This window comes from Marinobacter sp. HL-58, assembly GCF_001314605.1.
In the GTDB taxonomy this organism is placed as follows: domain Bacteria; phylum Pseudomonadota; class Gammaproteobacteria; order Pseudomonadales; family Oleiphilaceae; genus Marinobacter.
In genome coordinates this window covers 70392-84253 of the sequence record NZ_LIHP01000016.1, presented here as the reverse complement: position 1 = coordinate 84253, position 13862 = coordinate 70392, and the positions used below count along the sequence as shown (strand labels likewise).

13 protein-coding genes and 1 tRNA gene are annotated in these 13862 nt (G+C 55.9%); 13 read left to right on the top strand and 1 reads right to left on the bottom strand.

All coding sequences use genetic code 11. The features are described 5' to 3' along the window. Positions 1-22 precede the first annotated feature (22 nt). The 11 genes from HLUCCO03_RS12870 to HLUCCO03_RS12820 all read left to right on the top strand — a co-directional run bounded on the left by HLUCCO03_RS12870 (position 23) and on the right by HLUCCO03_RS12820 (position 10724). On the top strand, positions 23-862 hold the full coding sequence (locus HLUCCO03_RS12870; protein ID WP_027831465.1) for a phosphatidate cytidylyltransferase: 840 nt from the start codon (positions 23-25) through the stop codon (positions 860-862). After that, a complete protein-coding gene (gene ispC / locus HLUCCO03_RS12865; RefSeq protein WP_197025650.1) occupies positions 856-2049 on the top strand; it encodes a 1-deoxy-D-xylulose-5-phosphate reductoisomerase in 1194 nt (397 codons plus the stop codon). Before HLUCCO03_RS12870 ends, ispC begins: the two co-directional genes overlap by 7 nt. A 48-nt stretch (positions 2050-2097) precedes the next feature. Then, positions 2098-3447, top strand: coding sequence for an RIP metalloprotease RseP (gene rseP / locus HLUCCO03_RS12860; protein WP_027831467.1), 1350 nt, complete (start codon positions 2098-2100; stop codon positions 3445-3447). A 43-nt stretch (positions 3448-3490) separates the two neighbouring features. Continuing rightward, a complete protein-coding gene (bamA, locus tag HLUCCO03_RS12855) occupies positions 3491-5809 on the top strand; it encodes an outer membrane protein assembly factor BamA (RefSeq protein WP_027831468.1) in 2319 nt (772 codons plus the stop codon). Positions 5810-5859: 50 nt separating this feature from the next. Further along, a complete protein-coding gene (locus HLUCCO03_RS12850; RefSeq protein ID WP_027831469.1) occupies positions 5860-6357 on the top strand; it encodes an OmpH family outer membrane protein in 498 nt (165 codons plus the stop codon). Positions 6358-6408: 51 nt separating this feature from the next. Beyond that, positions 6409-7434, top strand: a complete 1026-nt coding sequence (lpxD, locus tag HLUCCO03_RS12845) for a UDP-3-O-(3-hydroxymyristoyl)glucosamine N-acyltransferase (protein ID WP_027831470.1) — start codon at positions 6409-6411, stop codon at positions 7432-7434. A gap of 11 nt (positions 7435-7445) precedes the next feature. After that, the gene (gene fabZ, locus HLUCCO03_RS12840; protein ID WP_027831471.1) at positions 7446-7883 is read left to right on the top strand and encodes a 3-hydroxyacyl-ACP dehydratase FabZ; all 438 of its coding nucleotides are present in this window, start codon (positions 7446-7448) and stop codon (positions 7881-7883) included. Beyond that, positions 7883-8674, top strand: coding sequence for an acyl-ACP--UDP-N-acetylglucosamine O-acyltransferase (lpxA, locus tag HLUCCO03_RS12835; protein ID WP_027831472.1), 792 nt, complete (start codon positions 7883-7885; stop codon positions 8672-8674). The genes fabZ and lpxA overlap by 1 nt, the downstream gene beginning before the upstream one ends. A gap of 19 nt (positions 8675-8693) precedes the next feature. After that, on the top strand, positions 8694-9878 hold the full coding sequence (gene lpxB, locus HLUCCO03_RS12830; RefSeq protein WP_027831473.1) for a lipid-A-disaccharide synthase: 1185 nt from the start codon (positions 8694-8696) through the stop codon (positions 9876-9878). Further along, entirely contained in the window at positions 9875-10552 is a 678-nt protein-coding gene (rnhB, locus tag HLUCCO03_RS12825) for a ribonuclease HII (RefSeq protein WP_027831474.1), read from the top strand. Before lpxB ends, rnhB begins: the two co-directional genes overlap by 4 nt. Positions 10553-10647: 95 nt before the next feature. Continuing rightward, positions 10648-10724: transfer RNA gene (locus tag HLUCCO03_RS12820), tRNA-Met, on the top strand. A 768-nt stretch (positions 10725-11492) separates the two neighbouring features. On the opposite strand, the gene HLUCCO03_RS12815 is transcribed toward HLUCCO03_RS12820, so the two are convergent. Then, the gene (locus HLUCCO03_RS12815; protein ID WP_027831475.1) at positions 11493-11786 is read right to left on the bottom strand and encodes a nucleotidyltransferase family protein; all 294 of its coding nucleotides are present in this window, start codon (positions 11784-11786) and stop codon (positions 11493-11495) included. Between the two features lie 572 nt (positions 11787-12358). On the opposite strand from HLUCCO03_RS12815, the gene HLUCCO03_RS12810 reads away from it, so the two are divergent. After that, positions 12359-12706 carry a hypothetical protein gene (locus HLUCCO03_RS12810; protein ID WP_027831476.1) on the top strand — a complete coding sequence of 116 codons (348 nt, stop codon included), beginning with the start codon at positions 12359-12361 and terminating at the stop codon, positions 12704-12706. A 95-nt stretch (positions 12707-12801) separates the two neighbouring features. After that, a complete protein-coding gene (locus HLUCCO03_RS12805; protein WP_027831477.1) occupies positions 12802-13776 on the top strand; it encodes a hypothetical protein in 975 nt (324 codons plus the stop codon). The last annotated feature ends 86 nt before the right edge of the window (positions 13777-13862 follow it).

Sequence of the window (13862 nt, the reverse complement as noted above, 5' to 3'; positions counted from 1 at the left end):
CGACAAGATAGCGAACGATATCGTGCTTAAAACCCGTATTATTACCGCGCTCATACTGGCACCCATTGCCATTGGTGGCATTTTCTTCCTGCCGCCCCTTGGCTTTGCGCTGTTCACCGGAGCCATCATTACCATTGGCGCCTGGGAGTGGGCCAATATGTCCGGCCTGGTGACACCGGCCGCCCGTGTTGCCTATGCCCTGTTGGTTGCGGCGGTGCTCTACGGACTGTTGAATGTGCCGGCTGTGGCTGTTCTCTGGCTGGCTCTGGTCTGGTGGATTCTGTGTTTCCTGCTGGTGAGAAGCTACCCGGACGGTTCGGATCGCTGGGGCAGTGTGCCGGGCCGGGCTATTATGGGTCTTCTGGTGCTGGTGCCAGCCTGGGTCGGGCTTAACCATATACGCACCGGTGGCTTCCAGTTTGGTGATACCACCAACAACCTGCTGGTGATTCTCTATATTTTCTGCGTGGTGTGGGTTGCCGATATCGGGGCCTACTTCGCCGGCCGCGCATTCGGCAAGGCCAAGCTGGCACCGCGAGTCAGCCCCGGCAAGTCCTGGGCGGGCGTCTGGGGTGGTCTGGCTGCGGTTGCCGTATTTGCTGTCATTGTCAGTACGCTGGCCTCGGCTACCGTTACTCAGTCTCTTCTGCTGGTTGTCGCCAGCCTTGTCACCGGCCTGGTATCCGTGCTGGGAGACCTTCTGGAAAGCATGCTCAAACGTTTCCGTGGTATCAAGGACAGCAGCGGGCTGTTACCCGGACACGGTGGCATCATGGACCGTATCGACAGCCTGACGGCGGCCATCCCGGTCTTTGCACTGATGATCACGCTGCTCGGCTGGCTGACTGCGGGGCAATGGTGACCATCGTGAAGCGAAGCATCACGATACTGGGTGCCACCGGGTCCATAGGCCTGAGCACGCTTGATGTCATACGCCGCCACCCGGATCGCTTTTCGGTCTTTGCGCTTACGGCCAGCACCAGTGTTGAAGTTATGGCCGGGCTGTGCCATGAATTTCGCCCGCGCTATGCCGTGATGGCGGATGAGGCAGCGGCCGGGGCGTTGTCTGCAGCGCTTTCCGGCCTGCCGTCGGTGACGGTTCTCAGTGGAACACAGGCCCTTGGCGAAGTTGCCGCAGACCCGGGTGCGGATACGGTCATGGCCGCCATTGTTGGTGCCGCGGGCCTGCCTCCCACACTGGCCGCTGTCCGGGCCGGCAAGCGGGTGCTGCTGGCCAATAAAGAGGCACTGGTGATGTCCGGCAAGCTGTTCATGGATGCCGTCACTGCCTCAGGTGCAGAAGTGCTGCCCATCGACAGCGAGCACAACGCCATTTTCCAGTGCATGCCAGCGGACAGGATCCGCGATACAGGCGCCGCTGGCATCACCCGTATTCTGCTGACGGCATCCGGTGGCCCTTTCCGTACCCATTCTGCCGAAGCTCTGCGCCATGTCCTGCCGGCAGAGGCCTGTGCCCATCCCAACTGGTCCATGGGCCAGAAAATCTCGGTGGACTCCGCAACTCTGATGAACAAAGGGCTGGAGTTGATTGAGGCGTGCTGGCTGTTCAATACCACTCCGGACATGATCGAAGTGCACGTGCACCCGGAGAGCATCATCCATTCCATGGTGGAGTATGCCGATGGCTCGGTACTTGCCCAGCTGGGCAGCCCCGATATGCGTACCCCGATCGCCAATGGACTGGCCTGGCCCGAACGAATCGATGCCGGCGTAGCGCCCCTGGATCTTTTCCGCATCGGGCAGTTCAACTTTGAAAGGCCGGACCTGGAGCGCTTCCCCTGTCTCCGGCTGGCAGCCGAGGCCTTTCAGCAGGGTGGAACCGCGCCGGCCGTGCTGAATGCAGCCAACGAAGAGGCGGTAGCAGCGTTTCTGGCCGGTAAGGTGGGTTTTGCCGATATTCCCGTTATCATAGAGCGGGCTCTGGCTATGATCGATGTTGTGCCGGCGGACAGTTTCGATACCATTTTTGCCAAGGACGCTGAAGCCCGCTCTGTAGCCCGGGAACAGATCCTCGGGCTGGCTGTCTGATACAGTCGGGCTCGACTGGCGAGCTGATCAAATTCAACAGAGAACACTATGCAACTAGTTGAAACCATACTGGCGCTGGTACTGACGCTGGGCATTCTGGTTACCCTCCACGAGTTCGGTCACTTCTGGGTGGCACGGCGCTGTGGGGTGAAGGTGCTGCGGTTTTCCGTGGGTTTTGGCAAGCCGCTGTATTCCTGGTACGACCGCCAGGGTACCGAGTTCGCCGTGGCCGCCATCCCGCTCGGCGGTTATGTAAAGATGCTGGATGAGCGGGAAGGCCCCGTTCCGGAAGATCAGAAACACCTGGCCTTCAACTCCAAGCCGCCCTCAAAACGCATAGCCATTGCAGCGGCAGGGCCCATAGCCAATTTCCTTTTTGCCATCTTTGCATACTGGCTGCTCAGTGTTGTGGGTTTCACTACGGTTGCCCCCATTGTCGGAGACGTCAATGAAGGAAGCGTGGCTGACCGAATAGGGCTTGCCTCCGGGATGGAAATCCATGAGGTGGATGGCCATCGGGTAACGTCCTGGCGCGATGTGAACATGCGCCTGCTCGAGCGTACCGGTGAGTTTGGCGAGATAACCATTGATGTATCCCGGGATGGCAGCCGTGGTACTGTGACCGGCTCTCTCGAAGGTTGGCGCCTCAGTGACAAGGATCCAGATCCATTGGGTGAATTCGGTGTTACCCCCTGGCGGCCCGACGTGCCACCGGTGCTGGGGGAGATTGCAGCCGGGGGAAGGGCTGAGGCTGCAGGCCTGAAGAGCGGAGACCGGGTGGTTGCCGTGGATGGAGAGCCGGTCGCTGACTGGTTCGAGCTGGTGGAATTCATTCGTGAATCCCCCGAAAAACCGCTGGAGCTCACGGTAGAACGGGAAGGCAGCAGCCGGCAGATTGAGGTGACGCCAGCAGAAAACCGGGCTGACGACGGAACCGTCACGGGCCTGGTAGGCGCCGGTGTCAAGGAAGTGACCTGGCCTGACGAAGTGCTCCGGGATGTCAGTTATGGCCCCCTGGCTGCAATTCCCAATGCCATGTCAGAAACCTGGGGCGACACCAGGCTGACCCTGGTGGCCATCAAGAAAATGGTGACCGGCCTGCTTTCCCCCACTAACCTCAGCGGCCCGATTACCATTGCAAGGATAGCCGAAGCCAGTGTAAGTTCGGGCTTCGAAGATTTTGTACGCTTTCTTGCCTACCTCAGTGTCAGCCTGGGAGTGCTGAATCTTTTGCCAGTGCCGGTTCTGGATGGTGGGCACATTGTTTATTACACCATCGAAGCCATCCGCAGAAAGCCGCTTTCCGAACAGGCACAGGCTTTTGGATTACGTATTGGTATGGCAATGATCCTCACATTAATGGTGTTTGCACTTTACAACGACCTGATGCGGTTGTGAGAATTGCGAACTCCTTACGCGCATCAACAGGCGAAATTATTGAATGAGACGTTCTTTTCTGAATTTAGCTGTAGGCTTGGCAGTCGCCACTTCCGCCATAAGACCGGTTCTGGCTGATGAATTCACCGTATCCGATATTGAGGTAGAGGGTCTCCAGCGGGTATCTGCAGGAACGGTGTTCTCTGCCTTTCCGGTATCCATTGGCGAGCCGGTTGATGAACTTGAGCTGTCATCTGCCATCAAGGATCTGTTTCGAACTGGTCTGTTTACCGATATCGAGGCCAGTCGGGACGGTGGTGTGCTTATTCTGACTGTCGAGGAGCGGCCGTCGATCACCTCCATTGACATTGACGGCAACAAGAACATTGAAACCGACATGTTGATGGAAGCGCTATCCAGCGCCGGCCTGCAGGAAGGGCAGGTGTTTCGCCGTGCCACCCTGGAGCGGCTTGAGCTCGAGATTCTGCGGTCATACATCAGCCAGGGGCGTTACAACGCCCGCGTCAAGGCAACCGCTGAAGAGCTTCCCCGCAACCGGGTTGCGATCCGGCTGGATATCAACGAGGGCTCGGTGGCCGCTATCCAGCATCTCAACATTGTTGGTAACGAAGCTTTCGACGATGAAACCCTGCTGGATCTGTTCGAGCTTGAAACCACCAGTTGGTGGAACTCGATTACCAATTCCGACAAGTACGCCCGCGAGCGCCTGAGTGGTGACCTGGAGTCCCTGCGCTCTTTCTACCTCGACCGGGGCTATATCGACTTCAACGTTGAATCCAGCCAGGTGTCCATTTCACCGGACAAGAAGAAGGTATTCATTGCCATAGCACTCAATGAAGGGCCGCAGTACACGGTATCCGAAGTCAATCTTCGGGGTGAGCTCATTGTAGACGAGGAAGAACTGCGAGAGCTGATTCCCATTGAAGAGGGCGATGTATTTTCCCGTTCCCGCATGACCGCCATTTCCGAATCCCTGTCTCGTCGTCTTGGCCGTGAGGGCTATGCCTTTGCCAACGTCAACGCGGTGCCGGAGCCGGGTGAGGACGACACGGCATCGGTCACCTTCTTTGTTGAGCCCGGCAAGCGGGCGTACGTCAGGCGCGTCAATTTCGATGGTAACGTTTCCACCCGCGATGATGTATTGCGCCAGGAAATGACCCAGATGGAAGGCGGTGTGGCTTCCACTGACAGAATCGAATTCTCGAAAACCCGTCTCGAACGGCTCGGCTTCTTCGAAACCGTGGATGTGGAGACCGTGCCGGTGCCGGGTACGGACGACATGGTCGACGTAAACTATTCGGTATCAGAGCAGGCAACGGGCAGCCTCTCAGCATCGGTGGGCTTCTCTCAGGCCTCTGGTGTGATCCTCGGGGCCAACGTGTCCGAGAACAACTTCTTTGGTAGTGGCAAGCGGTTATCGTTTGGCGTTAACGTCAGTGAGTCTATAAAAAGCGCCAATTTCTCCTACCAGGATCCTTATTACACGGTGGATGGTGTAAGCCGGGGCTTCAGCGTTTTCGCCCGCGAAACGGATTTTGAAGAGCAGGACATTTCCTCCTACCTGCTCGATGAGTACGGCGGACGGGTTACTTTCGGGTACCCGACGGACAACGTCACCCGGCTCAACTTCGGTCTTGGTTATACACTCTCCAAGATAAAGGCAGGCTCTTTCACGTCCGAAGAAGTGAAAACCTTCATCGACGAAGAAGGTAACGACTTCAACAACTACTTCCTGTTCGGTTCCTGGCGCCGCAGTACCCTTAACCGGGGTGTGTTGCCAACCGATGGCTACAGCCTGTCCCTGTCCACGGATGTTGCTGTACCTGGCAGTGATCTGACTTTCTATAAAGTGAATCAGAAAACAGACTTTTACCAGCCGTTCAACGACAATCAGACATGGGTGTTCCGTGCCCGTTCCGAAATCGGCTATGGTGATGGTTACAGCGGGCGCAGCGTGATGCCGTTCTACGAACACTTCTATGCCGGTGGTTATGGCTCGGTGCGCGGTTACGAGGCAAACTCGTTGGGGCCGAAGGCCACAAACGCGCCAAACGATTTATCCGATGAGGATCCGTTCGGCGGTAGTCTGCTGACAGAAGGCAGCCTTGAGCTGATCTTCCCCACGCCGTTTGCCGGCGACACCCGATCAATGAGAACGGCGTTCTTTGTTGATGCGGGACAGGTGTTTGATGCCGACCGTAATTTTGACCCGGCACTGGATGAAGTACGGTTGTCAGCCGGTGTAGGATTTCAGTGGATAACAGCGGTTGGCCCGCTGGCATTCAGCCTTGCCAAGCCTCTGAACGACAAGAGTGGCGATGATACTCAGGTATTCCAGTTTTCCCTGGGGCAGACATTCTGATCAGAGAGCGAATGGAAACGCGGTATAAATAAAAACACAGGAGAAAAGAAATGTTCCGATTGTCCATTGCCGTAATCCTGGCTGCACTGATGGCTACTTCGACAGTTGCAGCGGAAACCCGTATCGGCGTAGTTGATCTGCGCCAGGCACTGTTCTCCTCCGGTGATGCAAAGGCATTCAGCGAAAAGATGCAGCAGGATTTCTCCGGAGAGGAAGCAAAGGTCAGGGAGGCCCAGGAGGCCGCCCGTAAACTCCAGGAGCGTCTGGAAAAAGACAGCGGGATGATGAATGAGTCCGAGCGCAACAAAATGACGGCGGAATTCCAGGAGAAGGTAAAGGAATTCAACTTCCTCAAGCAGCGCCTGGACTCCACCGTAGCCAACCGCAAGCAGCAGTTTCTGGAAGATGCCCGCCCGGAAGTGGATGCAGCCGTCAAGGAACTGCTGGAAGAGCATGACCTCGACCTGATTCTGCCCAGCGAGGCCGTGGTGTACGTCAAGCCAGACATGAACCTGACGGATGAACTCCTGGAGAAGCTGGACCGCTGATAACGGTGGGCCGGACGATGGCCAGCCCGGAAAAACTTTGTGGAGTTGATAATGACAAAGCGTTCGTACCGGCTTGGCGACATTGCCTCTGAGCTCGGGGCAGAGCTCAGAGGCAACCCCGAAACGGAAATCGAGGGGCTGGCCACGTTGCAGGCGGCTGTGCCGGGACAGGTAGCATTCCTGGCCAACCCGTCGTATGCCCGTTATCTGGCAGACACCAGGGCTTCTGCCGTGATTGTCTCGCCGTCTGTTGCTGATCAATGCCCCACCAATGTCCTGTTACTGGACAACCCCTATTTTGGTTATGCTCGCCTGAGCCACTGGTTCGATCCGGCACCGGTGCCACAGCCGGGCATTCATGCCTCTGCGGTGGTTGATCCTTCCGCGCAGGTTGCAAAGAGCGCCAGTATCGGCCCCCAGGCGGTTGTCGAGGCTGATGCGATCATCGGTGAGAACGTGGTGGTGGGTGCCGGTTGTGTCATTGGTGCCCGCTGCAACATTGGCGAGCTCTCTGTGCTGCGTCCGCGGGTGACGCTGGCGCACGATATTGTGATGGGCAAGCGATGCCATGTTCTGAGTGGCGCGGTAATCGGCTCGGACGGTTTCGGATTTGCCAACGAGAAAGGCGCCTGGCACCGGATAGCGCAGCTAGGCCGGGTGGTGCTGGGCGACGATGTAGAGGTGGGGGCAAACACCACCATCGATCGCGGTGCGCTCGACGACACCGTGATCGGAGATGGGGTAAAGCTCGACAATCTCATTCAGATAGCACACAACGTCAGTATTGGTGATCACAGTGCCATGGCGGCAATGGTCGGCATTGCCGGCAGTACCCGTATTGGCAGCCACTGCGTGTTTGGCGGCGCCTCGGGAGTGGCAGGTCATCTTACGATTGCCGATCAGGTTCACCTGACCGGCATGACACTGGTTACCGGAGATATCCGGGAGCCCGGCGTTTACTCGTCCGGAACCAGCGCCGATACCAATCGGCAATGGCGAAAGAACGCCGTGCGATTTCGTCAGCTTGATGCCATGGCGCGTCGGCTAAAAGAACTGGAAAAGAAAATAGAAGGCTGAGGCCGTTACTGATGATGTACATCGATGAAATCATGGAATACCTGCCCCATCGTTACCCGTTCCTGCTGGTTGACCGGGTTACCGAGGTGGAAAAGGGGCAATTCATCAAGGGCTACAAGAATATTTCCCTGAATGAGCCTTTTTTTACCGGCCATTTCCCGAATAATCCGATCATGCCGGGCGTATTGATTATCGAGGCCATGGCTCAGCTTTCGGGCGTTCTGGGGTTTGTGACGGTTGGGCGGAAGCCATCGGACGGCGTGGTACAATACCTGGCTGGTTCCAGCAAGGCGCGTTTCAAGCGCCCTGTGATACCCGGAGACAGGCTGAGCATGGAGTCCCGGATGATCTCTGGTAAACGTGGAATCTACAAATTCGAATGCCGCGCACTGGTAGATGACGAAGTTGTCTGTGTGGCAGAAATACTGACCGCTGAGAGAGAAGTCTGATGGCGACAAAAGAATGGTCGGGAGTCCATCCTCAGGCGATCGTGGATCCGTCCGCCAGGCTGGCTGACAACGTAACTGTCGGCCCCTGGAGCTATATTGGCCCGGACGTGGAGATCGGTGAGGGCACCGAAATCATGTCCCATGTTGTGATCAAGGGCCCCACCAGAATTGGCCGCAATAACCGCATCTTCCAGTTCTCGAGCGTGGGTGAGGAATGCCAGGACAAGAAATACGCCGGCGAACCCACCACACTGGTTATCGGTAACGACAACATCATCCGCGAGAATTGCACCATTCACCGGGGAACCGTACAGGACCGCGGTGAAACCAGTATCGGCAACGGCAACCTGCTGATGGCCTACGTGCATGTGGCCCACGACTGCATTATTGGCAACAACACGATTCTTGCCAATTGCGCCACCCTGGCCGGGCATGTATCCGTTGGCGACTTTGCCATACTGGGCGGCGGCACCATGGTTCACCAGTTCTGCCATATTGGCACCCACAGCATGAGTGCCGGCGGCAGCATTGTGCTCAAGGATATTCCTGCCTACATCATGGCCAGCGGCCAGTCGGCCCAGCCCTTTGGCATGAACGTGGAAGGGTTGCGGCGCCGTGGGTTCAGCAAGGAAGCCTTGCTGGTTCTTCGCCGTGCCTACAAGGTGATCTACCGCCAGGGCCTGACCACTGAACAGGCCGTTGAGGAACTGGAAAAAGCCTACTCCGACATCCCCGAAGTGCAGCCGCTGATTGAATCCCTTCGCGGTGCAGACCGCGGCATCATCCGCTGACCAGGGAGAGAGTGCCCCGGTGACGGATCATCCCGAGAACACCGTTGTCAGTACCCGCAAAGTAACCATTGCCATCGTGGCCGGAGAAGCCTCCGGCGATATTCTCGGCGCGGGCCTCATCCGTTCGCTTCGTATCCGCTACCCCAATGCCCGGTTCGTGGGTATTGGCGGTGAGGAAATGGTTGCTGAAGGCTTTCATTCCCTGGTGCCCATGGAGCGGCTTTCCGTCATGGGGCTGGTGGAGGTGCTTGGCCGCATCCGTGAACTGTTCAGTATCCGCGCCCGGTTGATGGACTACCTGCTGGCAACCCCACCGGATGTGGTGATTGGCATCGACTCCCCGGATTTTACCCTGGGCGTCGAGCGTCGTTGCCGCGATGCGGGCATGCTCACCGCCCACTACGTCAGCCCTTCGGTCTGGGCCTGGCGCCAGAAGCGTATTTTCAAGATCGCCAAAGCCGTCAATCTCATGCTGACGCTGTTTCCTTTCGAAGCCCGGTTCTATGAAGAGCACAACATCCCCGTTGCGTTTGTGGGACACCCCCTGGCAGACAGAATTCCGATGACGCCGGATACCGCCGGTGCCCGCGAGGCTCTGGGGCTCCGTGGCAATGCTCCGGTGCTGGCCATTCTGCCGGGCAGCCGGGGTGGGGAAGTAGAGCGCCTTGGCACCCTGTTTCTCGAGGCTGCGCGCCGGATCCAGGGCAAGCGGCCGGATCTGCAGCTGGTTATTCCCTGCGTCAATCGGGAGCGGGAACAGCAGGTGCGCGCTCTCGTAGACGCTCTTGATGTAAAGCTTGAAGTGACCATTGTCCGGGGCCGTTCCCGGGAGGTGATGGCGTCGTCGGATGTTGTTTTGCTGGCATCCGGCACCGCCACCCTGGAGGCCATGCTGCTGAAAAAGCCCATGGTGGTCGGGTACCGGCTGAGCGGCATGAGTTACGCCCTGGTGTCGAGGCTGGTGAAGGTTCCCCATGTTGCGCTGCCCAATCTGCTGGCCAAAGAGGCCCTGGTGCCGGAGCTGCTGCAGGATGACGCCACGCCGGAATCCCTTGGCGAAGCCGTTCTCGAACGCCTGGAAAACGAAACCGAGCGCGCCCGCCTGGTGGATGCTTTCTCCCGACTGCACGAGCAGCTACGGCAGAATGCCGACGAGCAGGCGGCAACCGCGATTTCAGCGCTGATTGAGGGCAAACAGCCATGAGCAGGAAACCGCTGCCACCGTTTGAGTGTCGTTATCAGGGACGCCTGCTGGCAGGTGTGGACGAGGTCGGCCGCGGCCCGTTGGTGGGTGCAGTCGTGACAGCCGCGGTGATTCTCGACCCGGATAAACCCATACCCGGGCTGGCGGATTCCAAAAAGCTGACCGAAAAGCGCCGTGAGGCCCTGTACGATCAGATTATTGAACAGGCTGCCTCCTGGAGCCTGGGCCGTTGTGAAGCAGATGAGATAGACCGCCTGAATATCTTTCGGGCCACGATGGTGGCGATGGAGCGGGCGGTAGCTGGCCTGCACATCCGCCCGGAATACGTACTGGTGGATGGCAACCGCTGCCCGGACTGGCACTGGCCATCGGAACCAGTCGTCAAGGGCGACAGCCGTGTGGAAGCCATCAGCGCCGCCTCCATACTGGCCAAGGTAACCCGCGACCGGGAGATGGCCGAGCTCCACAAAACCTATCCCGACTACGGCTTCGCCAGCCACAAAGGCTATCCCACACCCGTGCACCTGGATGCCCTCGGCAGGCTTGGAGCCACCACCCAGCACCGGCGCTCATTCCGCCCGGTTCAGGAAGCGATCGATGCCGTTGGTATGGTCAACACCGATACCGTCAAAGCGCTGACATACCCGACGGATCTCTTTGAAAATATCGATTGACAGCCTGCCACCAAATCCTTAGTATACGCGCACGTTGATCGGGGGTTGCCCCGGAAAACACCAGAATTCGAAGCGCAGAATCGAAAAAAGTTTGTTGCGGGGTGGAGCAGTCTGGTAGCTCGTCGGGCTCATAACCCGAAGGTCGTAGGTTCGAATCCTGCCCCCGCTACCATATTTAAGAAAGGCAGATCAGTCACTTACTGATCTGCCTTTTTTGCATTTGGGCCGGCAGAAATTCCATGTGACGTATATGTGACAAATATGTGCCAAGGCTTGTGACGCTTCGACTTGGCGCTAGGTGGAAAATGACCGTAAGTCAGTTTTTGGTCTTCGGGTGAGAGTAGTCTGTCTGCGCTGCAACTCTGGGTGTGTTCGTGACGTTCCAGTCTAGCCCAAGCTGCCACATTATGGCGATATTCGTCTGGAGTTCTGCCACGCTTCATTGGAAAGCGGACTTTTTTGTCGCGAGGAGATCGGCTAACAGCAGGGCTAGGAAATTTTTCCAATGTAAACCAACCGGTGATCTCATCTTGAGCCTGTCGTGGTGTTGGATCGATGGATTTGCCAGTTTTGTAAACTAGATGAGAAGAAAATCTTGAAGCGAGAGGTTCCCATGCAAAAAAAAACGACAGACAGAGCAGAAGCTACTCAAAGACCTAGATGCCTATGGAGCCCACGCGGACGTGTTGGCAAGGCCGCTCCCCCACGAGTCGGAGCCCTTGGAGAGACTGAAAGGTTCAGTGAAGAAATTTGAGCAACCCACGGACCCCGTTACTGGCCCAGAGGAGTGGGAGGCGTGGTTTGACGGAGAAGGCATTTCAGGAGGGGTCATGATGGACCATGAAGAGAAGCAGTGAATGGGGTAGAACCCGTCCAACCCACCTTCCAAGTTTTGGTATTGATCTGATGTGAGCCAAGTGCAGTTTGGCTTATAGATCTTTCACACGGGTCTTGCCTCGCTTATTACGGTTGCCCTGACCCTGATAGGCAAATCGCCTGGCGTAACCAGATCAATTTTTACTTTTAGCAGTGACTGAAGCTCATCCTGAAGGCCGCCCAAATCCAACAATGTGGTATCGGGTAGTGGGTCCACCAGTAAATCGAGATCACTGGTATCGCCGTCATCGCCACGAGCAACCGAGCCAAATACGCGTATATTTGTCACCGGGTAACGACTGGTAATTTCTCGAATTTCGTTTCTATACCGGTTGTAAACCCTGGAAGTCCTGCCCATGTCATTCCACCTTGAATCCTCGCTTCCATTGACCTGCTCCCCTCAGACGTAACCGCTATCGGCCTGGGTCGGGTCAATTCCGACTATACCGCAGTTGCCTCCATTGGAAAGCGGATCTTTTTTCCGCGACGAGATGACCCAGTGAGGGGAATCTGAACCGAGATAGGTTCACTCATAGGCTAGGAGTTGCAAGAGCGCCAGAATAAATCCAAGCTTTTAAACAAAAGCGAACACTGGGACGGACGGCGTTCCATCCCCCTCTCTGAGCAGGGCTACCACCCGCAGATCAACGACAATCGTCGCAGAACTTCGGCAACTGGATGCTCAAGAGCTTTGAGGTGGATCCTATGAAAGCAATGGAATAGTGCGGGGAGGTGATATTGGGATAAGCGAATCAGCAGTTTGAGCAACAAGCGACAATCTGAGTTTATCCCGGTGCAACGCGCTCAAAGAAGTGCTCGTAAATCTCTGATTGTTTAACTACGATGGCCGAAGGTGTCATTTTCCGCTGGGGATATGCGCATGCGGAATAGGTGCCATTTATCATTGAATCAGCTGTTAGAGATCGAGCCATGGATACCGTAATAGTGGGTCTTGTTACAGCCGTATTGGGATTTTTGGGTGGCTTACTCACTCCATGGGTTCGGTGGCAGATCGACAAGAAAAGAGCAGTCCGTCAGGAAAAAGCTGCGCATATTTCAGAATGGCGAAAAGTCATTGATCAGTTCGATTTTGATAACGAACGATTTGGGGACACGGCCTGGTATTCAGCGCTACGAACTCACATGCAGCCAGAGATAATCAAAAAAGTTGAGGCCGCCCGAACGGTCTATGTCTGTGGCGGCCGAGGGGATAGCGTTATCAAACAGATGCTCTTAGACGAGGTCGCCAGATTGGAAAAGGGTATCTGGCGTGAGTAACGGCTCTAACAATTCCCACCATTACGCTGCCGATGGCCGCCGGACGTCTCTGACGGGCCGCCAGTGCGCTCCGCGTTATATCAAAGGGAGTTTGGATGCCTAATGATGATCTGGAGAGATTGATTCACGAATCTCTTGAGCAACTTGGGTGGTCGGCTGATGCCTCGCAAGTTGCTCAACGAGTGAAACGGCTTGATCTAGGCCTCCCGCTAGAAGATGAGTTCAGTGTCGTTTGTGGGTGGCTTGGCAACTGCAAGTTGATACACAAATTGGATCAAAGCCAGTACCCCCAAGGGTCTGCGGCTTTAATCCAGGCACCTGACCTTTTGGCAATTTTTGAGTGTAACGGAAAAGATGTTCCGGTTTTAATTGAAGTTAAATCTAGTTGGAAGAATACCCTGTCTTTCAGGCCGGACTACAAAGAACGGCTACAGAAATATGCTGACACGCTAAAGCTTCCACTCTTGGTAGCTTGGAGGACAAGATGGGATATTTGGGCTCTATTTCCTCTTTCAAACCTGAGAAAAGCGCAGAAAAACTACAATATAAATTTCGAAAACGCCTTGTGTAATAGCTTGCTTGGAATGCTTGCCGGCGATTTTTCATACACGGTCAAATCTGGAGCAGGAGTACATATAAGCTGTAAGAAGCAACGATTCGTGGAATCTGAGCAAGGCGGTGAGTCACAGCACTGGGAAGTAGTCATTGATGATGTCTATTACACGAATGGTAACGGCGATACCGTGAGGGATCTATCACCTATAGCTCAGAGCATATTCTACTCTTGGAACCTAGAAGAATCCCAGGAGGACATCGGAAGTCATTTTTTAATTCACTCGGTTGCCAAAGAAACATCTGCACTCTTTGCACATATGGCCATTACTCGGCTGTTGAAATTTAAACTTGCTATCGGTGAAGAAAGCATTCATTGGCGCTCCTTCGTATCGGGGAAAGACAGTGTGTCAGAATTCAAGGAGTTCCGGTCTGGAGTTCTAGAGAATATGCGACATGGTATCGTATCGTACGTACTTGACCCACAGCCCCAGAATGTGCCGGATTTTTTTAATTGATATATCAAAACGGGCAAGGCGGACATCCTTGGCGGGCCGCTTCGCTCTGCGTTACATCTAAATGAAATACGACCACTTGGAGGTTG

Coding starts and splice junctions, on each gene's coding strand:
- ispC (WP_197025650.1), top strand. CDS start 856: ATGGTGACCATCGTGAAGCGAAGCATCACGATACTGGGTGCCACCGGG.
- rseP (WP_027831467.1), top strand. CDS start 2,098: ATGCAACTAGTTGAAACCATACTGGCGCTGGTACTGACGCTGGGCATT.
- bamA (WP_027831468.1), top strand. CDS start 3,491: ATGAGACGTTCTTTTCTGAATTTAGCTGTAGGCTTGGCAGTCGCCACT.
- HLUCCO03_RS12850 (WP_027831469.1), top strand. CDS start 5,860: ATGTTCCGATTGTCCATTGCCGTAATCCTGGCTGCACTGATGGCTACT.
- lpxD (WP_027831470.1), top strand. CDS start 6,409: ATGACAAAGCGTTCGTACCGGCTTGGCGACATTGCCTCTGAGCTCGGG.
- fabZ (WP_027831471.1), top strand. CDS start 7,446: ATGATGTACATCGATGAAATCATGGAATACCTGCCCCATCGTTACCCG.
- lpxA (WP_027831472.1), top strand. CDS start 7,883: ATGGCGACAAAAGAATGGTCGGGAGTCCATCCTCAGGCGATCGTGGAT.
- rnhB (WP_027831474.1), top strand. CDS start 9,875: ATGAGCAGGAAACCGCTGCCACCGTTTGAGTGTCGTTATCAGGGACGC.
- HLUCCO03_RS12815 (WP_027831475.1), bottom strand. CDS start 11,786: ATGGGCAGGACTTCCAGGGTTTACAACCGGTATAGAAACGAAATTCGA.
- HLUCCO03_RS12810 (WP_027831476.1), top strand. CDS start 12,359: ATGGATACCGTAATAGTGGGTCTTGTTACAGCCGTATTGGGATTTTTG.
- HLUCCO03_RS12805 (WP_027831477.1), top strand. CDS start 12,802: ATGCCTAATGATGATCTGGAGAGATTGATTCACGAATCTCTTGAGCAA.